Origin of the sequence: Staphylococcus sp. HMSC034C12, from assembly GCF_001835895.1 — a bacterium.
Classification (GTDB): Bacteria; Bacillota; Bacilli; order Staphylococcales; family Staphylococcaceae; genus Staphylococcus; species Staphylococcus hominis.
The window spans coordinates 34,825-55,303 of record NZ_KV826308.1 but is presented as its reverse complement, the minus strand read 5'-3'; the positions used below and the strand labels follow the sequence as shown (position 1 = coordinate 55,303).

Annotated in this window: 20 protein-coding genes and 1 pseudogene; 2 read left to right on the top strand and 19 right to left on the bottom strand. The window is 28.3% G+C overall.

Going from position 1 to position 20,479, the window contains the following annotated elements; translation table 11 throughout:
• Positions 1 to 9: 9 nt before the first annotated feature.
• The 18 genes from HMPREF2629_RS02130 to HMPREF2629_RS02050 form a co-directional block, all read right to left on the bottom strand.
• Positions 10 to 954, bottom strand: coding sequence for an LCP family glycopolymer transferase (locus tag HMPREF2629_RS02130; protein WP_070813128.1), 945 nt, complete (start codon positions 952 to 954; stop codon positions 10 to 12).
• Entirely contained in the window at positions 941 to 2,155 is a 1,215-nt protein-coding gene (locus HMPREF2629_RS02125; RefSeq protein WP_054105923.1) for an O-antigen ligase family protein, read from the bottom strand. The genes HMPREF2629_RS02130 and HMPREF2629_RS02125 overlap by 14 nt, the downstream gene beginning before the upstream one ends.
• Position 2,156: 1 nt before the next feature.
• The gene (locus HMPREF2629_RS02120; RefSeq protein WP_054105924.1) at positions 2,157 to 3,365 is read right to left on the bottom strand and encodes a lipopolysaccharide biosynthesis protein; all 1,209 of its coding nucleotides are present in this window, start codon (positions 3,363 to 3,365) and stop codon (positions 2,157 to 2,159) included.
• Positions 3,358 to 4,452, bottom strand: coding sequence for a glycosyltransferase (locus HMPREF2629_RS02115; protein ID WP_070519033.1), 1,095 nt, complete (start codon positions 4,450 to 4,452; stop codon positions 3,358 to 3,360). Before HMPREF2629_RS02115 ends, HMPREF2629_RS02120 begins: the two co-directional genes overlap by 8 nt.
• 32 nt (positions 4,453 to 4,484) lie before the next feature.
• Positions 4,485 to 5,732, bottom strand: coding sequence for a glycosyltransferase family 4 protein (locus HMPREF2629_RS02110; protein ID WP_070813127.1), 1,248 nt, complete (start codon positions 5,730 to 5,732; stop codon positions 4,485 to 4,487).
• A gap of 13 nt (positions 5,733 to 5,745) precedes the next feature.
• Positions 5,746 to 6,933 (bottom strand): ATP-grasp domain-containing protein, encoded by a 1,188-nt coding sequence (locus tag HMPREF2629_RS02105; RefSeq protein ID WP_054105667.1) that lies wholly within the window; start codon positions 6,931 to 6,933, stop codon positions 5,746 to 5,748.
• A 13-nt stretch (positions 6,934 to 6,946) separates the two neighbouring features.
• Complete coding sequence (locus HMPREF2629_RS02100; RefSeq protein WP_054105668.1) at positions 6,947 to 7,447, bottom strand: GNAT family N-acetyltransferase; 501 nt, start codon at positions 7,445 to 7,447, stop codon at positions 6,947 to 6,949.
• A gap of 3 nt (positions 7,448 to 7,450) precedes the next feature.
• Positions 7,451 to 8,047, bottom strand: coding sequence for a sugar transferase (locus tag HMPREF2629_RS02095; protein WP_054105669.1), 597 nt, complete (start codon positions 8,045 to 8,047; stop codon positions 7,451 to 7,453).
• Positions 8,047 to 9,261, bottom strand: a complete 1,215-nt coding sequence (locus HMPREF2629_RS02090) for a DegT/DnrJ/EryC1/StrS family aminotransferase (protein ID WP_070813126.1) — start codon at positions 9,259 to 9,261, stop codon at positions 8,047 to 8,049. The genes HMPREF2629_RS02095 and HMPREF2629_RS02090 overlap by 1 nt, the downstream gene beginning before the upstream one ends.
• 18 nt (positions 9,262 to 9,279) lie before the next feature.
• Positions 9,280 to 10,569: a nucleotide sugar dehydrogenase gene (locus tag HMPREF2629_RS02085; protein WP_081365142.1), complete on the bottom strand. Its 1,290-nt coding sequence runs from the start codon at positions 10,567 to 10,569 to the stop codon at positions 9,280 to 9,282.
• Entirely contained in the window at positions 10,559 to 12,406 is a 1,848-nt protein-coding gene (locus HMPREF2629_RS02080; protein ID WP_070813125.1) for a polysaccharide biosynthesis protein, read from the bottom strand. The genes HMPREF2629_RS02085 and HMPREF2629_RS02080 overlap by 11 nt, the downstream gene beginning before the upstream one ends.
• A 33-nt stretch (positions 12,407 to 12,439) precedes the next feature.
• Positions 12,440 to 13,207, bottom strand: coding sequence for a tyrosine-protein phosphatase (locus HMPREF2629_RS02075; RefSeq protein WP_070813124.1), 768 nt, complete (start codon positions 13,205 to 13,207; stop codon positions 12,440 to 12,442).
• Positions 13,204 to 13,911, bottom strand: coding sequence for a polysaccharide biosynthesis tyrosine autokinase (locus HMPREF2629_RS02070; RefSeq protein ID WP_054105673.1), 708 nt, complete (start codon positions 13,909 to 13,911; stop codon positions 13,204 to 13,206). The genes HMPREF2629_RS02075 and HMPREF2629_RS02070 overlap by 4 nt, the downstream gene beginning before the upstream one ends.
• A 12-nt stretch (positions 13,912 to 13,923) precedes the next feature.
• Entirely contained in the window at positions 13,924 to 14,586 is a 663-nt protein-coding gene (locus HMPREF2629_RS02065; protein WP_054105674.1) for a YveK family protein, read from the bottom strand.
• A gap of 392 nt (positions 14,587 to 14,978) precedes the next feature.
• Positions 14,979 to 15,080 carry an SE2200 family small protein gene (locus HMPREF2629_RS10870; RefSeq protein ID WP_017175470.1) on the bottom strand — a complete coding sequence of 34 codons (102 nt, stop codon included), beginning with the start codon at positions 15,078 to 15,080 and terminating at the stop codon, positions 14,979 to 14,981.
• 160 nt (positions 15,081 to 15,240) lie between these two features.
• A complete protein-coding gene (locus tag HMPREF2629_RS11205) occupies positions 15,241 to 15,519 on the bottom strand; it encodes a hypothetical protein (RefSeq protein WP_049334832.1) in 279 nt (92 codons plus the stop codon).
• Positions 15,516 to 16,133, bottom strand: a complete 618-nt coding sequence (locus tag HMPREF2629_RS02055; RefSeq protein ID WP_002449400.1) for a DUF1361 domain-containing protein — start codon at positions 16,131 to 16,133, stop codon at positions 15,516 to 15,518. The genes HMPREF2629_RS11205 and HMPREF2629_RS02055 overlap by 4 nt, the downstream gene beginning before the upstream one ends.
• Positions 16,134 to 16,595: 462 nt before the next feature.
• Positions 16,596 to 17,051: a MarR family winged helix-turn-helix transcriptional regulator gene (locus HMPREF2629_RS02050; RefSeq protein ID WP_049379406.1), complete on the bottom strand. Its 456-nt coding sequence runs from the start codon at positions 17,049 to 17,051 to the stop codon at positions 16,596 to 16,598.
• A gap of 147 nt (positions 17,052 to 17,198) precedes the next feature.
• On the opposite strand from HMPREF2629_RS02050, the gene HMPREF2629_RS02045 reads away from it, so the two are divergent.
• Positions 17,199 to 18,839: an alpha-keto acid decarboxylase family protein gene (locus HMPREF2629_RS02045; protein WP_049434762.1), complete on the top strand. Its 1,641-nt coding sequence runs from the start codon at positions 17,199 to 17,201 to the stop codon at positions 18,837 to 18,839.
• Between the two features lie 78 nt (positions 18,840 to 18,917).
• Here the strand turns inward: HMPREF2629_RS02045 and HMPREF2629_RS02040 are convergent, their stop codons facing one another.
• A complete protein-coding gene (locus tag HMPREF2629_RS02040; RefSeq protein ID WP_083318391.1) occupies positions 18,918 to 20,000 on the bottom strand; it encodes a CapA family protein in 1,083 nt (360 codons plus the stop codon).
• Positions 20,001 to 20,303: 303 nt separating this feature from the next.
• On the opposite strand from HMPREF2629_RS02040, the pseudogene HMPREF2629_RS02035 reads away from it, so the two are divergent.
• Positions 20,304 to 20,438, top strand: a pseudogene (locus HMPREF2629_RS02035) (DUF4870 domain-containing protein); the annotation flags it as partial.
• Positions 20,439 to 20,479 lie beyond the last annotated feature (41 nt).

The window sequence follows — 20,479 nt, the reverse complement described above, 5'->3', positions numbered from 1 at the left end:
TTTACATCACTATTTCATTTCTAAATTATCTTTAATTTTTTGTTTTACTTCATTTAAGCTATCGTTATTAGGATAGAAATAGTACAATCCGTCGTCACCTTTGTCATTTTGACCATCAATGATTAAACGTTCTACATTATTATCAGCTTTACTATAATCCGATCTAAATTTATTTAATTCGATAAAACTTAAATCTGTTCTTAAATTATCTTGTGCTGCTTTAAATATACTGTTTAATTTTGTTACTGAACTCATTGAAAAGGCTTCTTTAGCGACTGCTGTGATGACTTGTTGCTGACGCAACTGACGTCCGCCATCACCACCAGCACCTTCTTCTTTACGCGCACGCATGTATGCTAAAGCTTGCTTACCATCCATGTGATATTGCTTACCTTTTTCGAAATGAAACGGTGTAGTTGATTTTGTCGTAAACGTTGCATCACTTGTGATATCCACGCCACCGATTTCATCTACAACGGTTTTTACCCCATCCATATTTATTGCAATATAGTGATCAACAGGTACATCCATTAATTTTTCAAGCGAATTCACTGCCATTTTAGGGCCACCATACGCATAAGCATGATTGATTTTCTCCGTTGAATCGTGACCCACAATTTCAGTTCTCGTATCACGTGGTACACTTACCATTACTGTCTTGTTATCTTTTGGATTAATCGACATGAGTACAATCGAATCACTACGCTGTCCTAAATTTTCTTGATGACGTTGTGCATCATCATCAATACCATATAACACAACGGTCATTGGATCACCATCTTTTAAACTTTTTTGTCTTAGTTGTGAGTGATCTCTATCTAATGGTTCTTTAATTGAATTGTTCAACGAATGGAATTTTAAGAAAGTTAAAACAACTAAACATATTATTATTACTAAAAATATAATCAAGATAGTAAGAATAATCTTAAATATAGGCGATTTATTTTTCATTATTTATAACCTCTTTTTTATTTTTATCATTACTTTTGCTCGTAGTAACACCTACACCTGTTGCTATAACTAACCATTGCAATAATCCTATAGAAAGTTGATTTTGTACTAATGTGATTTCAAAAAGTTGATGAGCTAATATCGCAATAAAAGCTGCAGCAGACAATTTTACTAATCTATTCGAACCTTTACTTACGTAAGACATGAATATTGTAAATAATATCAATATAAATATTAGTAAACCTAAATAACCGATCTGAAGTGCCATATTAATATATAGATTATGAGATGAAGCCTCTCTGCCAATCACATCAGTTGCTACTGTATTTGGACCAAAACCAAAAATTGGCCTTAAATCTATAAGGTTATTTAATCTTCCCCATATATCAGCTCGTCCAGACATTATACTCTTACCAGTATGTTCTAACATCCATGCTTCTAATTTTCCATATTGACTCCAATTTGGCAACTTAGGGTATACGAACACAATTGAACCAAATGAAACAATAATAAGTATAAATAAAAAAATACTTAATCCTTTATTTTTAACTATTGTATTCCAAATAAAATAGATTATTGCTCCAATAAATATAGATAATAACACTGATCTTGTGTCACTTGCTAATAATATAACCAATGCAATTAATAGAAATATATAAGGAATAAGTCTTTTTTTAGTAGTAAATATTCTTAATAATATAAAATAAATAGCTATAAACATAAAAGGTCCCAAGATATTTGAATTAGGATAAATACTTGAAAATTCTCTTCCAAATCCTTTCGCTATCCATACTAAAAAGTGAAACAATACAAATACAATACTAATTCTATAAATTAGAAGAATTACCTTATTATTCCATTCACTATTTGAGAAATATAAATATACTCCTATACAAGCTACAAATTCAAATGTATTGGTAATCCCTTTATTTCCTAAGCCATTTTGAGAAGAAACTATTGATACAATAATATAAATAACCATTAGAAATAATATAATAATATCAGAAATTTTTATATAACGTTTATATAAAATTCTTAGAAAATAAAAGATATTAGTAAAAGCAATGACTAAACTCAAAGCTAAAATACCTATTTTAGAACCGTTAGCATTCAAAGATCCAATTAATAGAAGAATAAATAACAAACTAAGTATCCAATTATTTAGTGACTGATTTTTTATTTTTTTTGAATTATCTTCTCCCACACTAATTTCTTCCTTTCTTCATTGAGATACTTATTACTAATGAATTTGTAGTTAATAACTTAAGTAACATCGATATTATAGTGGACCAACAAAAGCCATAAATCCCATATATATAACTCCCATAGAAAGCTAATAAGATATAAATCAAAGCATATCCTAATTGTATATAAAGAATTATTTTAGAGTTGATCATTCTCATTGAAAAAGGGTGAAAAATACTAATAAATATCTGTAACAGACAAATTAGAACTACTAAATTAATAATTAAATACACTTTTTCAAAATAATTATGATATAAAATATAAACAACTAACAATGATGAATACTTAACTATGAAAAACATAGGTATACTTACAATAATAATCCCTATATTTATTTGAATAAATCTTTTTAAATTTTTATTTCCATTATCTACTGTTAAATATGAAAGAATTACATTGTTAATCGGGGTTGTCACTAATCCAATCATTTTACTAGCTGTTGAAGCTATAAAATAAACATTGACTAATACTGGTCCAATGATGGGTAATAAAATGAAACGATCTAGATAATTTAAAATGTTAATAACAATATTAATAAACGAAAAATTTAAGTAATCTTTTAAAATATTTTTGTTTTCAGATTGAAAACTGCTTCTCTTTAAACTAAAATACTTCAAAAAAACTGTTTTTCTTAATAAATAAATTAATCCAAATACTTCTCCTAATAAAAAAACAACTGAGTATAACTTAATAAATAAAAAGATGATGATTCCAATAATATATCCTATTAACACACTTAAATTAACAAATAAAATGTTTTTATAGTTTAAATTTTCACGAAAATATACATTTAAATAATATCGTGATGTTAGTAGTAAAGAAAAAATAATCATCAATAATATATTTAAGTTAAAAGTTTTACTATAAAATACACATATAATAGTAAAGACTATTATATTTATTATTAATATAGCTATAAAGTATTTCGAAAAAACATTTTCTCTATCTTTATAATCAAATCCTTCTCTATGTAACAATCTGACATTATTTAAAGTATTACCTAAACTAGTAGCTATTACGATAGCTATCCCATACAAAACTATTAGTAATGCAAATTCTTTACTATTTGCTACTCTACTAATAATAGGAAATGCAATTAACTGTATTGCAACAACTACTAAAAGATTAGAGATAATATTTAATGATGAATCTTTTAAAAATTTATTCATTTTTTACACCTAAATATAATTTATCATATAGTTTTCCAATTCTAATCCAATTAAATTCTTGTAAGAAGTTTTTATCTTTCAAATTATTTTGAATTGACTCATAATTTTTGATTATATATTCTAAACCATTAATAATACTATTAACATCTTCAGGATTAACTGATTTTCCATATTTATTATCATCAAAATATTTATCTATTCCTTCATTTCTAGTATAAAGAATAGGTAAATTTTGACTTAAAGCCTCTACATAGACTAATCCAAAAGTTTCTTTAAAAGAAGGCATAGCAAAAACATGGAAATCATTCATAAGATTAATTAACTCATGTTTACTTTTAGTTCCTAAATATTTGAATTTATAGTTCTCTTTTAATTTATTATAATAATCTTTATTAATTATTTTTCCTACTACAGTCAATTCAATATTATCCATATTATTTATCGCTTTTAATAAATTATGAAGGTTTTTATCTTTATATATTCTAGCTATAAATAATACCTTCACTTTATTTTCTACGATAGTTTTAGATTGTATATTGGGATTATCAATCCACAATTGGTCTATACCATTTGGTATTATTAATGAATTATTTAACTTAGATTTAAGTTTTTCATTATCTTTATATATTGATAAAAGTTTCTTTCTATAAGAATGATTTGGAAATATGACTTGTTTCGAATGTAATATTGTTTTTAAGTATAAATTTTTTAAATGTTTTTTATATTTTAAACTATAATTTATATCTGTATTTCTTATTGTTAGAATATAAGGAGTTTTATATTTTTTATAAATTTTTAATGCTAATATACCATCATTAGTCAAAGTATGGGCATGAATTAAATTTAAATCTTCTAATAAAATATTTTTTTTAAGATATTTAAATGATTTATCTAATCTCTTAAAACTTAAAATAGAATCAGTTTTATTAATAAATACAGGTTTTAATACTTTATATTTTGTTTTATTCTCTTTTTTATTTCTTAAAGGATTATAAATAATATGTTCAAAATTGGAAGACATTTCATTAAGCTGATTTTCATATAATTTTGAGTATAAAAAATTAGAATTCAAATGTAATATTTGCATCTTTTTCACCTAACAATTTTGTTTTTATTTCTTTAATCTTTTGTTTTAAAACGCACTGCAATTTCTTCTAAATATTTTTCGAAATTATTATAAACGTTTTCTGCATTAAATGAATGTTCAAATAAATTTCTTGCATTTTTAGCATGTTGTTTTTGTAGTGTTTTAGATTCATAATAATTTTCTATTAATTTTATAAGTTTTTCTGTGGAGTCATATTCAAAACCGCAATTATTTTCATTTAATAAATCTGACATAATTCCTGGAACTGAAACTAAAATTGGAAGAGAAGCAGACAAATATTCACCAAATTTATTTGGAGCATTTAATCTAAAGTTCATACTATTTTTATATGGTGCGATTCCCACATTAGAGGTAGCTATTAAAGAAGCTATTTCGTCTTTACCAACCCATCCTGGAATAATTACATTATTATTATTGTTATATTTTTCAACAAAATAATTATATTTTTCACCAGTACCACATAATACAAATTTAATTTCTTTATTTTGTAATTTATCTATAGCCCCTTCTAAAGTTTCTAAATCAAATTGTTTACCAAAATTACCTACAAATGTCACTATAAAATCATCTTCGTTAAGATGATACTCTCCCCAAAACTCATTAAATCTTTTTTTGTAACTTTCTAAATCAAATTTCGGATAGGCAGTGTGGAATGGTATATCATATTTTCTCTCATTAAGATCACTTATTTTTAAACCGTAATTTACAAACCCTTTTGTTACACCTGTTATTGCTGTTGTATTATTAAGAACTTTTTTAAGATTCTTTTTAGAGTTATTAACTAATAACTTTACTAAAAAGTGAGATGCTCTCGGTGTAACTTCGTAATAAATTTCTGGCCATAAATCTCTAATATCAATAATAAATGGTATATTATTTTTTTTAGAATACTCTTTAACATTTTGAGCAACTTCGATAGGAGACATTGTGCAAAGTATTAAATCTGGATTTTCTAATGCATTAGCATAATGTTTGAATTTTTTTCCAAAAGCTTTAAAATGCATGAATCTAGCTAAAGAAACATTTTTCTTATATCCTTTTGTAGATAAGAGTAATAATTTAGATCTATTATATAAGTTTTTCACTTCATCTTCTTTCGATCTAAAATTTTTATTATAATGATCAAAGTTAGACGAAAACCAAATTACTTTATGCCCTTGTTGATCTAATATTCTAGTTAAATTCCCCATTCTTCTCAACCTAACGTTATTATTATCAGTAGGCAGAGGTTCTCCATCTGAAACTATCCAAATGTTCATTTTATAACCACCTTTAAGATTCTATTTCTATTTCAATATTTTTTATTAGTTTTTTACAAAGATTTAGGGCTTCCTTCGAATTGTTAGCTTGACAAATAATATATCCTATTCTACTTGTGCTACTATCTGCTAATCCTAATTCATCTCCAATGTTTGCAGATAAAGCTACTTCAATAACTTGTGGATGGTTTTTAACACTATCTGGGATAATAGCTTTTTTTAATACTCCTGGACGACTTTGTATAAAATGAACAGCACTTCCTTTATTAAGTATATTGTTCATACTAGGTAAAGGTTCATTCACACTTTGTTTTAAATGTGCTTCTAAAATGTCTATGCCAGTTGCATATTTTACTAAGTGACTTGTAATAAAATCTCCACCAAGTCTCGCTCCGACTTCAACAACTTTGGGTCCATCTTTTGTTACCATGATTTCTGTGTGTGAAGGCCCTGTTTCAATGTTTAAAGCTTTGTTAGCCGCTATTGCTAATTGACTTATTTTAGTTTTAATATCTTTATCCTTAGTACTTTGAATTTTATGAGCATTTTCAATAAAGTGTGGAGCACCTGTCGTAATTTTATCAGTAATAGCTACTACTTTAGTTTCTCCTTTACTTGTTAAAGTTTCTACTGAAACCTCTTCTCCTTGCATATATTCTTCAACTAGTATAGTTCTATTTCTAGAGTTTTCAGTTGCATGTTTATAAGCTTTATCAATATCTTTTTCATTTTCTAATAAAAAGATTCCTCTACTACCAGAAGAATCTACAGGCTTAATAATTTTTTTACCTTTTATATTTTTTAGTGCTTTTTTATAATCTTCTTTATTATTAACTAAAAAATATTTAGGTATGGCCACATTTTCTTTATTCAATGCCTCTCTCATTTTAAATTTGTCTGTTGCTTTAATAGCAGTATCATAACTTATTGTATTTAAATTAAGTTTTTCACCAATATAAGCAATTGATCTCATTGGCATATCCGTAGCAGCAGTAACTATGCCATCCGGTTTTTCTAATTCAGCTACTTTTAACAAAGCTTCAGTATCAATTGTACTAACTACATATTTTTTATCTGCAAATTCAAAACCCTCTGCATTAGGATTCATATCGGCCACAATAGTATAATAACCTAATTGTTTTGCTGTTTTTATCAAAGGAACTTGTAAAAAACTTGCACCTAGAATGATAACTTTTTTCATATTTAAAACCTCATCATTCATTAATTTTAGACATTATAATTTTGTCATAATATTTTCCATCTTGAAATTTACTTTGTCTTAAAATACCATCTTTCTTGAAACCTAATTTTTCATACGTTTTTATTGCACCTTTGTTATATGAAAATACTTCTAAATATAACATATGTAAATTAATTTTATTAAAAGCAAATTCTATTAATAACTTAAGAGCTTGAGTGCCATACCCTTTTCCCCAATACTCTAAATTGCCTATATATATAAACAATTCAGAGTTTCGATTAACCCAATCTAAATTTTTAAAACCTATAACTCCAATTGGGATTTCATTATCTATCTCAATAATAAATAGTCTGTTATCTTTTTCTAACATTCGATTTTCAAACCAATTTTCATGTTCTAATTCTGTTATAGGATAAACTGTACCAATTAAATATCTCAGTTTATCGTTTTTCATCCATTCTAAGATTAGGTTGCTGTCACTCTTTTTTAAAGCTCTTAAATTAATTTGAGACATTTATTAGCTCTCCTTATTATTAATATTACTTCTTTTTAATACACTTAAAATTGTTTTCCAAATAATTATACAGTCAAATTTAAATGATACATTATCAACATAATAGACATCATTTTTAAACTTATATACTTGAGGGATTGAGTTTCGGAAGAAAGCTTGATTATAACCAGTAATTCCCGGCTTCACTTCAAGTTTTCTAGATTCATCATTTTTATAAATTTCTAACGCTTCAGGAGTATCTGGACGCGGCCCTACAATACTCATGTCACCCTTTATGACATTTATCAGTTGGGGAATTTCATCAATACTTGTTTTTCTTAGAATTTTACCTACTCTCGTAATTCGACTATCATTTTCCGAATTATAAGTCGAACCATCTTGATTTCTAATATCAGGTGCATTCATTTTCATAGATCTAAATTTATACATTAGAAACTTAGATTTGTTTTTTCCTAATCGATAGCTTTTATAAAAAACTGATCCATTATCATCTAATTTAATTAATAATGAAGTACCACTTATCACTAAACCTACAATTGGCATAGCTACTAAAGATAATGTTAAATCAAAAGCACGTTTATAATGAGTTTTATAATTCATTATTTCGTCACCTCATCAATTACATCTAAGTATGTTTTTGCAACATACTTTGCATCCTCATCAGTGATTTGTAAATGCAAAGGTAAAGATATTTCATTTACAAATTGATTATAAGCATTTGGATAATTAATAATATTAAATCCTAAATTTTTATAAGCAGTTAATAAAGGTAGTGGTTTGTAATGAACATTAGTTGAAATTCCTTTTTCAGCCATTTTTTTAATGATAAGATTTCTTTCTTCTGCGCTTATACCACTTACTCTCGTTAAATATAGATGTCCTGATGATTCTCTTTCTTGTTCATAATGCTTTAAAATATTAATATTATTTTTATTTAATATTTCATCGTAAATAGATATGATTTCTTTTCTTCTGTTAAGAATTTCTTTGTATCTTTCTAATTGAGCAATTCCAATTGCTGATTGAATATCAGTCATATTACATTTATATAATGGTGCAACAATATCATATTCCCAATTTCCTGCTTGAGTTTTAGCCAATGCGTCTTTAGATTGGCCATGTAGACTCAACAACATATATTGATTATAAATTTCATCATCGTCTAAATTTTTATTTAACTTCCAAGTTACAGCTCCACCTTCGGCAGTTGTTAAGTTTTTAACTGCATGAAAAGAGAAGCATGTAAAATCAGCTACACTTCCAATAATTTTCCCTTTATACTTAGCGCCAAATGAATGTGCACCATCAGCTATAACTACAATTCTATTAAAAGCTTTTTGGAACTGATTATTTGCTTTAAATAAGTTTTGTTTTTCTTCAACGATTTTAAATATTTCATCATAATTCACTGGTTTTCCTGCTATATCTACTGGAATTATAGCTTTAGTTTTTTCTGTAATGCTATTAGCTAAAGCTTTATAATCCATTTCATAAGAATTCTCAGCAGTATCTATCATTTTTATATTTGCTCCTACATGAAAAACTGAAGCTGCTGTTGCAGTATACGTATATGCTGGAACAATTACTTCATCATCTTTTCCTATACCTAACAATCTAAGAGTCATTTCTAATGCTGCAGTACATGAATTTAATGCTACAGTTCTAGCACTATTTACAAAGTTAGTGATATCTTTTTCAAATTGTTTAGTTTTTGGTCCAGTAGTTATCCAACCTGATTTTAGTACTTCAATTACATTATTAATATCTTCTTGATTAATAGATGGAGGTGAAAACGGAATATTTTTTTCTGTCATTTTATTTTCTCCTTTCTTTTATAATGACCAATAAGATACTTTACTATTTTCATATTGCTTAAATCTATTTTTTAAATCCACTATTATTGCATGTTTTTCATTTAATAACTTTAAGAACTTATCATCATTGATTTCTTTAAATTGCTTATGATTTACTGAATATACTAAAACATCAATATCTCTGCCAACTTCCTCGATATTAGATGTATAAGTTGCTTTGATATTTTCTAAATCCGGTCTAAAAGCTTCCATGTATGGATCAATAACTAAAGGTTCAATTCCATATTCATTTAATTCTTCAATCATATTTATAATTTTAGAATTTCTAAAGTCTGGAGTATCTTCTTTGAATGTTAAGCCAAATACTACTACTTTAGGGTTGTTTGCCATTCTATTTTTAACTAATTCTTTAATTAAATTTTCTCCTACAAAGGTAGACATGAAATTATTTATTTTCCTACCTGCTGCAATGATTTGTGAATGAAATCCAACGTTCTCTGCTTGATAGATGAAATAGTATGGATCAACACCAATGCAATGTCCTCCAACTAATCCAGGTGTAAATCCTAGAGCATTCCATTTTGTATTCATAGCATCAATTACATCAAAAGTATTAATATTCATACGATTAAATACTTGAGATAATTCATTCATAAATGCAATATTAATATCTCTTTGACTGTTTTCAACTACCTTAGCACTTTCTGCAACTTTAATACTTGGAGCCTTATGAATTCCTGCTTCAATAATTGCACCATATGTTTCTGAAATTGTTTTAAGTGCTTCATCATCTATACCCGAAACAATTTTCACAATATTTTTAACTGTGTTCTTTTTATCCCCTGGATTAATTCTTTCTGGTGAATATCCAATTTTAAAATCTTTAATACCTTCTAAACTAGAGATTTTTTCTAATAAAGGCATACAAATATCTTCTGTTACTCCAGGATAAACTGTAGATTCATAAACCACTATATCTCCTTTTGATAAATAACGTCCTACTAACTCCGTAGCACCCTCAATTGGTGCTAAATTAGGAGTATTATCCTGTTTTATTGGAGTTGGAACAGTAATAACATAGAAATTCACATCTTTTAAGTCTTCTTCATTTGAAGAAAATTTCATAGTTGTATTTTTTAATCCTTCAGAACCAACTTCACCAGTTGGATCAATATTATTATTATATTTTTCAACTTTTTCTTTATCAATGTCAAATCCAATAACATCAAATTTTTCAGCAAAAGCTACAGCTAAAGGCATTCCTACGTATCCTAAACCAATTACACCAATTTTAGTATTATTTAACATTTTCATTACCATCCTTATCATTATTTATAAAATCGATTTTATTGTTAGCAAAATCTATTAAAAATTGTTTATTAAAATTATTCTGTAAATTACATATAATTTTATCTAATTCTTTTGAGTTTATTGTTGTGACTTTACCACGATATATTTTTTCATATACTTGTTCAGGGTGTACTTCCTCTTTATTCATCAACTCTTCATATAATTTTTCACCTGGACGAATTCCAGAAAATTCAATTTTAATTTCATCTTCAGTTTTTCCACTTAACCTAATTAGATTACGTGCTAAATCAACTATCTTTACTGGTTCTCCCATATCAAGCACGAAGACTTCTCCACCTTGTGCTAATGCACCAGCTTGTAGTACTAGTCGTGATGCTTCAGGAATCGTCATAAAGTAACGAGTCATATCTGGATGCGTCACTGTGACAGGTCCTCCAGCTGCAATTTGTTTTTTAAATAATGGAATGACAGATCCTCTTGAACCTAAAACATTTCCAAATCGCACAGCTACAAAATCGGTCTTACTATTTTCATCATTAAGACTTTGTACGACCATTTCAGCCATACGTTTAGATGCACCCATGACATTAGGTGGATTAACCGCTTTATCAGTTGAAATCATGACAAACTTTCTCACGCCAGCTTTTTTAGCGGCAGTTGCTACATTTCTAGTCCCAAGCACATTATTTTTAAATGCTTCGGTTGGATTGTATTCCATGAGTGGCACATGTTTATGAGCGGCTGCATGATAAATCGCATATGGTTGATAATTGTCTACTATTTCTTGAATATGTTGAGCATCTTGAACATCTGCAATGACTGGAATAATTTCAATTTTATCTTTATACAATTTTGTTAACTCTTGATGAATTAAATAAATACTATTTTCACCATGTCCAAGTAATATCATTCTTTCTGGTTCGAATTTACATACTTGACGACATATTTCAGATCCTATAGATCCTCCGGCTCCAGTGACTAATATTGTTTTATGCGTTAGTTCTTTTGAAATCATGGCCATATCTAACTCTACTGGTTCTCTTCCTAGTAAATCTTCAACTTCTACACGTTTTAATTGATTAACCTCTAATTCTCCAGATAATACAGACTCTATACTTGGCATTTTGAAGATATCAACCCCAGTACTGTTACATAGATCAGTGATTTCTTTCAATCTAGCTGGTGAAAGCGTAGGTATAGCAATGATAATTCTTTTAATACGATATTTTTCCACTAGATTAGGAATATCTTTAATCGTGCCCTGTACTTTAACTCCTCCAGTAATAGCTAAATTCCGCTTTTGTGGATCATCATCTACAGCTAAGACAGGTTCTAATCCCATATCCGGGCTTCGTAACATTTGTCTTATTAATAGTGACCCACCGCGACCTGCGCCTACTATCAGTGTTGGCTTTTTCTTTTTTTGTTTCCCAACTATAAATCCGCGGCCAATTCTCCATGAAATTCTTGATCCTCCTATAAGAATCAGATGCATCATCCATGTAATTAAATACAATCTAAAAAATGGTGGATGTCCTGTAAAAAGAGGTACAATAATTATTGTTGAAATAATAGAACACGTTACCGCTTCAACAATAATCAATAATTCATTCACGCTCGCATATTCCCAAGCACGATGATAAAGGTTAAATATGTATGCAAATACATGATGTGAAATCAGTAATATAATTGAAGTGAATATTAAAATTTTCTTTGAATAGCCCTCAAAATATGGCTCTAATATGCTGTAACATATAAAAACAGATAACGTTACAATAATTGAATCTATAATAATTAAAGTTAAAAGCCGTCCTCTTGCACTTAATTTATCCAACTTAACTCTCCTCACTTAGAATGTGAAATTTGATTAAAATAAATTAAAAAATTTTTTCTGTGTATATTCTTGAGTTGGCTGTTTTTTTGGTACATCTTCATTATCTATAATAAATTTCGCATTATTCATTAAATTATGAATGTCTTCATGATATTTTTTCAACTTTCTTTCTTCAAATAGACGATTCATAATGAAAGGTCTTTTTTCCACATGGTGTGCATCTGAGGCAACAAAATGTGTTAAGTTATTTTCAATCATATCTATACATTTTTTTTGCGTCTTCTTCCCATGATGCCCCATTAGTGAAGCCGTTGTTAACTGACTTAACGCTCCTGCATTAATTAATTCGTAAAGAACATCTAAATTGGCACTAATTTCTTTATTTCGTTCTGGATGTGCAATGATTGGCACATAGCCTTTCGATTGTAATTCAAAGAATAAACGACCTGTATAATGTGGGACATGTCCGGATGGTAATTCGATTAATAAGTACTTAGAATGATTAAGACCAATAATTTGCTTGTTCTCTAATTGATGTAAAATTTGGTCACTAATTCTTATCTCTTGTCCAGGATAGATATTAATTCCTATATCTTTAAATTCATCGATACTCAATACTTCATCCATTTTAGGTACGATGTCTTCATAATAATTATCAAATTGTGGACTTAAATGATGAGGAGTAGCAATAATATCTGTAATCCCCTCACCTTTAGCTTGTTTCAACAATGAAATCGTCTCTTCTTTACTCTTTGATCCATCATCTAAACCAATAAGAATATGATTATGTATATCTATCATGATTTAATCTCATCTCCATAGTAATGGTAATAACTAGAAGATTTTTCTTTAGCTGTTTTATTTAGTACTGCACCAATAACATGTCCATCGGCTTGTTCAACGAGTTGTTTAGCTTTTTTAACTTCATTTCGATTATTTTTCTGAGCATCAATAATTAACATACAATTTGGTACATATTGTAAAAATACTTGTGCATCTGTAACAGAAATGATTGGTGGCGTATCAATTAAAATAAAATCGTATTCCTTTTGTAAATGTTCAAAAATCTTTTTAAACCTTTTAGAAGCTATTAACTCTGAAGGATTTGGTGGAATGGGACCAGATGTTAGTAAATCTAAATTCTTCACTCTCGTAGATCTAATTGCTTTATCAAAATCTGAATTTCCAATAATTAAATTAGATAATCCATCATAGTTTGATGTTTCAAAATGATAATGTTGTGTTGGTTTACGCATATCTCCATCGATAATTAAAGTTTTATATCCAGCTTGTGCATAAGTAATCGCAATATTTGCAGACACAATACTTTTCCCAGCTGCTGGTTTTTCAGAAGTAATCAGCACACTTTTAATTTCTTCAGCATTTGAGAACATAATATTTGAACGAATACCTCTTACTTTTTCGCTAACAATTGATTTAGGGTTATCTTCTACATATAAAGGTGTCTCTAATGCTTTACGTTTTTCTTTTTTTCTTTTAGCCATAAGATTTTCTCCTTATTTTAATTTTTGAATTGAACCTAATACAGGAATATTTAATTCTCTTTCAACGTCTTCTTCTGTTTTAATTCGTTTGTCGAATAATTCTTTCATTATAATAATAAAAATCGCTAATATTATGCCTAAAATAAGTCCAATAACTAAATTAAGTATTAAACTTGGTGAAACTTTTGATGCAGTTCCATCAGCTGAAGATAAAACTGAAACATTATTTACATTCATAATTTTTGGCATTTTATCACTAAATACTTCTGATATATCATTAGCTATCTTTTCCGCATCATTTTTACTATCACTTTTCACATTAATATTTAAAATTTGTGATTGTGCTTGCGTAGTCACAGTTAACATTCCTTTGATATCAGAAGAAGAAAATTCATCATTTTTTTTCGCTACTTCATCTAAAATACGGGGACTTTTAACTATTTCCGAATACGTATTAACTAACTGAATATTACTTTGTACTTCTTGAGCCATTAATTCCGAATTTTTTTCTTTTTGATTTACTAATACTTGAGTATTAGCCTCGTATTTTGGTTTCATTAAAAACATAGTTATTAATGCACTAATTAAAATGAAAATAAGTGGTAATAAAATAAGTAATTTTAAATTTTTTCTTAAAGCTGTTAAAAATTTTGATAAACTTAACGAGTTTTCCATATTAACCTCCAAAATGTTTTTCAATACTAATTTTATATTTTAAAAAATATTTTTACAATAGCTTTTCTATAAATATATTTTTAAATCTCTAATTAGTTTAATATATATGTAAACATTTAAATTTAACCATTACATTTTATCTTATAACTTTAATATCAATACATTTTTAAAAAAGTGTAAATATCATGTAAACTATTGTATTTTATTTGATAATTAAATTTATTATATAATAATGTGTAGACATTATTTGTCTTTAAGAATTATTTAATTATATCTGCGTTGGATAAATTGTATTCAGCTATATTAATTTAAATTTAATAATTTTTATGTATATTAAAGATATATAAAAAGCCAAGAGATTTTCATTTAAGAAAACCTCTTGGCTTCATTTATTAATATTCAATATTTGGCATTTCGTTTACTTTGTTTTGATATTTTTTGAAAGCAATATAGCCTACAAAACCAATAATCGTTGTAACTAAAAGTTTTTTCATTATTGTCACTCCTTTTAATTTTTAGCGTACATTAGATTTGTTTTGTCAAAAAACAAGTCTATACTAAATCTATTATACACTCATTTGGTATTATTTTTAAAGTCAATCGAACAAATTGCGTTATATTTATGTCATTTTAGAGAAGGGATTGACAACATATTTAATTTTTCATCACAAATACACAAATATATATCGCAACAAACTCTAAGAAAGTAAAAAGATAAATATATTTTAAATTTAGCTTTTCTTTAAGTGGTACCTCCCAATGTGGATACTTACGTTCATAATATACATTTTGAACAAAAAACAATCCTAAACCTAATGGTACATAAGTAATCATATTTTTATACTTTGAATCTAACTCTATGTCACTAAGAAAATGCTTAATTATTACTTGTAATATAATCACAATGACTAAGAGGAGTAGTATGCGAATCATTTTATTAATCGTACTCCTTTCACAAATAATATAAGAATGGCTTGTAATAATACCATAAGCATAATAAAAATAACACTTTTTAAATCGATGGCATCAAACACTTGATGCGTAATCGTTAATGGTCGTGTAATCAGATAAACTGTATGGAATCTTAAAAAACGTCCAACATATATGCCTATCCCATTTAGAAACATTAAACTCAGTACTAAGCATCGATTAAGCCATATATTAGAAGTAAAATGTTCTAAGCTGATAAATATAAAGATCATACAATAGATTGCAAAAAAGACACCTGCCAGTAAATACGCAAACGCAAACCATTCAATTAAATTTAAACTGACTAAGAAATTGAATTTAAAATTATTAAGATGGATTAAGTCTGTAACCATATAGAACGTATTGGGAACTAATAGTATAAAAATAAGTGCAAATACAATAAATAAAGGCCACTCTTTAGTTTCCTTTGGTTTAAATAACTTTAAAAGCAAGCAAAGCTCTAGAGGAATATAGGCTAAGAATAGATTTAATGTCATAAAGTTAAGTATTCGCGGTACAAACAATGAAATAATAAAAAGCACTATAAAATAAATTCTTGCGATATAACGTGGTGCCACATTCTACACTACTTTCTTTCTATAAATGAAATAAGGTTAGAAAATTAAAACGCTAACATGTGATATCTTAACATTCTACTTTACTCTAACCTCTTTTATATTAAAACATATACTTTCGAATTGCATTATTTATGGCTATCGCAAAATGATCCATTGTTGATGTCCAATTTTTTCATTTTTACGTGCTTTTGACGAATCATCACTATTACTAAAAAATGATTTTCGAAGATCTGGTGTTAATTCTAATTGACCCCTTAACATTTTATATTGTAATCTACAATATTATTTTGTTTTATTACTGTCAAATATCCTATCATACGTTGTACATTAAATGTAAATATCTTTAATTCTTTTGAAATAAGTTGAATTAACTTTTCATTGTTATTGATTATAGACAGTATATTTTCTCCTTAAAATTGTATAGAAACAGCTGAACTGTCGATCTACGTCAGTTCAGCTGTTTTAAGATTCTTTTTCATCCTTTAAATGTTTAATATCTTGAAACCCTTCTCGATAATTCGATAATTCTTCCATAATCGCATACCAATCTTTTCCAACTTTTTGGAACGTTTGTTGCATTAATTCATCTTGCGCTTTATTTAATTTTTCTACTAATTTACTTCCCTTTGGGGTAGGAAATAATTGTTTTACTCTGCGATCTTCTTCAGATTGTTGTTCAATGATTAAGCCTTCTTCTTTTAACTTCTTCAATGTCGCGTGAGACCCTTGCTTTGATATTTCTAACGTGTTTAGTAACTGCTTAATCGTAATACCAGGCAATTTATTGATAAAAAATAAAAAGCGATGATGTTGTCGACTCATACCATATTTTTCGATAATTTCATCTGCAGTCGTCACAAACGTTTTATAAGCGAAATAAAATAGCATGTGCTCATAATCATTTTTATTTCGATCCATATTCACTCGTTCCTTTTCAAAGACATTATTAATTATTATAGTAAATTTTCTAATGATTTTCATCAAAAGGTCAATAATGTTGACTTTATTTATAACCAGGCTTATCCTATATATGTAAACAAAAGCAATACAAAGGTGGAATTGAATATGAAACAACGTGTAGGACAATATTTAATGGACGCAGTACATGAAGCAGGAGTAAATAAAATATTTGGTGTGCCAGGAGATTTTAACCTAGCATTTTTAGATGACATCGTCAGTCATGAAGGCGTTGAATGGGTTGGAACAACGAATGAACTAAATGGTGCTTATACAGCTGATGGTTACGCACGAATGAATGGACTAGGCGTACTCGTAACAACATTTGGCGTTGGCGAATTAAGTGCTGTTAATGGTATTGCAGGCGCTTATGCAGAACGTGTTCCGGTCATTGCTATCACAGGCGCACCAACAAGAGCTGTTGAAAAGGCAGGCAAATATGTGCATCACTCTTTAGGTGAAGGACACTTTGATAGTTATCGACACATGTTTGAACCTATTACTACTGCACAAGCCTATATTACAACTGAAAATGCAACAACTGAAATTCCTAGAGTAATCAATGCTGCAATTCAAGAACGTCGACCTGTACACATTCACTTACCAATCGATGTAGCAGTGTCAGATATTGAAGTTGAACAACCATTCAAAGTTGAAAAAACACCTCAACAAGATGTATCTCAATATGTAGATATGGTGGCTGATAAGTTACGTTCAGCTAAACAACCATTAATTATTACTGGTCATGAAATCAATAGTTTCCATTTACATGATGAATTAGAACAATTTGTAAATAAAACGAATATTCCAGTTGTTCAATTATCGTTAGGTAAAGGGGCATTCAATGAAGAAAACCCACACTATATGGGTATTTATGATGGAGAAATTGCTAAAGATGACATTAAAGACTATGTCGATCATAGCGATGCTATTTTAAATATTGGTGCCAAATTAACTGACTCAGCTACTGCAGGCTTTTCATATAAATTTGATATTAACGAAGTGGTCATGATTAATCATCGTCTATTCAAATTAAACGATACGATTGATAAAGAAATTATATTGCCTGAATTCTTAGAAGCGTTAAGTACGATAGATTATACAAATAAACATTCATTCCCTTCTTATCAACAACCAAAATCAATTGACTATGAATTAACTGATGATACGTTAACGCAAGATATTTACTTTAAAATGATGCAAGACTTTATTGGCGACAATGACGTATTAATCGCTGAACAAGGGTCATCCTTCTTTGGAGCTTACAGTTTAGCTTTACCTAAAAACATGTCATTTATTGGTCAACCTTTATGGGGTTCAATTGGTTACACATTACCAGCTACATTAGGTTCTCAATTAGCTAATCCACACCGTCGTAATATCTTATTAATTGGTGATGGGTCATTCCAATTAACTGTTCAAGAATTATCAACAATGATTCGTCAAGATATTAAACCTGTGATTTTCTTAATTAATAATGATGGTTATACTGTTGAACGTCTCATTCATGGTATGGAAGAGCCATATAACGATATCAACATGTGGGATTACAAAGCATTACCCAAAGTATTTGGTGGAGATACTGTACAAGTACATGACGTTAAATCTTCAAAAGATTTAAAAGAAACGTTTGATGATATTAATACCCATCCAAATCACATGCACTTCACTGAAGTCACAATGAAATGGGATGACGCACCTCAAACACTACGTGATATCTCTAAATCATTTGCTAATCAAAACAAATAATGGATATTGGGAGAACATTTAAATAAATCAATTAAGAGCGACTATATATGTCATTAATACATATTTAGTCGCTCTTTTTTATAAACTTTTTTCATTTAAAAATTTATTATCGATAACATCTTTTGTAATATCCTGTAAATGTTTGATATTCCATTCACTTTTTGAATCATACTGTAGTCCATGTTTCTCTGCTAATTGTGATGTGTAATCATCAAGGTTATAAATTTTAAAATGTTGTCGTGTTTGTTTATTGGTAGGACGTGCTTGTTCGTAATGATTGACCATGCTTGTCCATTTAACATTTTCTAAATGTACACCTTTAGGTTCTTTTACTACATCGAAGTTTATCCTTCCTAACAATTGATTATTTTCATCTCCACCATATTGTCCATTTAAAAAATTACCTAAAGAATAAGCTACCAAGGTTTTATGGTGATGATCTTTTGCTTTAACCCACTTTACTGGTTGAATCACATGTGGATGCGTGCCAATGACGACATCTACACCCTCATTTGCAAATAATTGAGCGTACTTCTTCTGTGTTTTATTTGGTGTATGGTGATTTTCATTTCCCCAATGTGCCGACACCATGACGACGTCGCTTTGTTGTTTTGCTTTTCGTATATCATGTTTAATAGTAGCTTCGTTAAACGTTTTTACTGTATATGGATAGTTTGAGACCATATCATTTGTTCCATATGTATAACTTAATACACTGATTTTCACGCCATTTTTAGAAATGGTATGTACACGATTCGCCTCTTTTTTCGAATTGTATATTCCTGTAAACAATACGTTATTATCAAATTTTTCCCAAGTCTGTATATGATTTGTGATTCCTTGATCTCCTTGATCTAAGGAGTGATTATTTGCACCATTAATCACATCGAACCCTGTTGCAACAATGTCACTTGCTACCTGACTAGGTGTATTGAATCGTTTAAAACCAGAATATGGAATATCATCCCCACCAAGTGGAGACTCCTGATTGACAAAAGCTAAGTCAGTCCTAGCTATGTCTTTCTTTATATTAGAATACATTGGCTTAAAGTTATATGTACCATCTGAATATTGTGCATCATGATATACGACAGGATGAATTAAATTATCTCCCACTGCTACTACCGATATTTTTTCACTATTATTTTCAACAAGAGCCATACCGCATATCAGTGAAAATACTAGAAAAATAACGACCGAGGTTATGTAATATTTGTACACTAAACTTACGCTCCTTATTGATTTAGAATAGATTCTTTTATATTCACGAAAAACCTAAAATAATTAATACTTGTCATTATTTTAAAATACTCAAAATAATAACTCAAATTAGTTTATGAATTAAAAAAATAAGAAATAGAAAAAGTATCTATTTCTTATTTCAAGTTATCTATCCTTACCAGATGTATCAACATGTTTGATGGGTTGATCGATGGCATTCGCTAATTTGAAAGTTTAGTTTTAACTATAGTGTTAATTGGTTACTTAACTTTATTCATTGTAGGTATTGCTGGTTTTGTCTATACTATTTTAGCTATTCTTGCAATGAATAAAGGTGAAGATTTTGTTGTTCCATTTACGATTGAAATCATTAAATAAAACGAAATATCCCTTTGTGACGTATCATCACAAAGGGATAT

Bases quoted from the DNA above. Each gene is read 5' to 3' on its own strand.
- HMPREF2629_RS02120 (WP_054105924.1), bottom strand. From the start codon at position 3,365: ATGAATAAATTTTTAAAAGATTCATCATTAAATATTATCTCTAATCTT.
- HMPREF2629_RS02115 (WP_070519033.1), bottom strand. From the start codon at position 4,452: ATGCAAATATTACATTTGAATTCTAATTTTTTATACTCAAAATTATAT.
- HMPREF2629_RS02110 (WP_070813127.1), bottom strand. From the start codon at position 5,732: ATGAACATTTGGATAGTTTCAGATGGAGAACCTCTGCCTACTGATAAT.
- HMPREF2629_RS02105 (WP_054105667.1), bottom strand. From the start codon at position 6,933: ATGAAAAAAGTTATCATTCTAGGTGCAAGTTTTTTACAAGTTCCTTTG.
- HMPREF2629_RS02100 (WP_054105668.1), bottom strand. From the start codon at position 7,447: ATGTCTCAAATTAATTTAAGAGCTTTAAAAAAGAGTGACAGCAACCTA.
- HMPREF2629_RS02095 (WP_054105669.1), bottom strand. From the start codon at position 8,047: ATGAATTATAAAACTCATTATAAACGTGCTTTTGATTTAACATTATCT.
- HMPREF2629_RS02090 (WP_070813126.1), bottom strand. From the start codon at position 9,261: ATGACAGAAAAAAATATTCCGTTTTCACCTCCATCTATTAATCAAGAA.
- HMPREF2629_RS02085 (WP_081365142.1), bottom strand. From the start codon at position 10,569: ATGTTAAATAATACTAAAATTGGTGTAATTGGTTTAGGATACGTAGGA.
- HMPREF2629_RS02075 (WP_070813124.1), bottom strand. From the start codon at position 13,207: ATGATAGATATACATAATCATATTCTTATTGGTTTAGATGATGGATCA.
- HMPREF2629_RS02070 (WP_054105673.1), bottom strand. From the start codon at position 13,911: ATGGCTAAAAGAAAAAAAGAAAAACGTAAAGCATTAGAGACACCTTTA.
- HMPREF2629_RS02065 (WP_054105674.1), bottom strand. From the start codon at position 14,586: ATGGAAAACTCGTTAAGTTTATCAAAATTTTTAACAGCTTTAAGAAAA.
- HMPREF2629_RS10870 (WP_017175470.1), bottom strand. From the start codon at position 15,080: ATGAAAAAACTTTTAGTTACAACGATTATTGGTTTTGTAGGCTATATT.
- HMPREF2629_RS11205 (WP_049334832.1), bottom strand. From the start codon at position 15,519: ATGATTCGCATACTACTCCTCTTAGTCATTGTGATTATATTACAAGTA.
- HMPREF2629_RS02050 (WP_049379406.1), bottom strand. From the start codon at position 17,051: ATGGATCGAAATAAAAATGATTATGAGCACATGCTATTTTATTTCGCT.
- HMPREF2629_RS02045 (WP_049434762.1), top strand. From the start codon at position 17,199: ATGAAACAACGTGTAGGACAATATTTAATGGACGCAGTACATGAAGCA.
- HMPREF2629_RS02040 (WP_083318391.1), bottom strand. From the start codon at position 20,000: ATGGCTCTTGTTGAAAATAATAGTGAAAAAATATCGGTAGTAGCAGTG.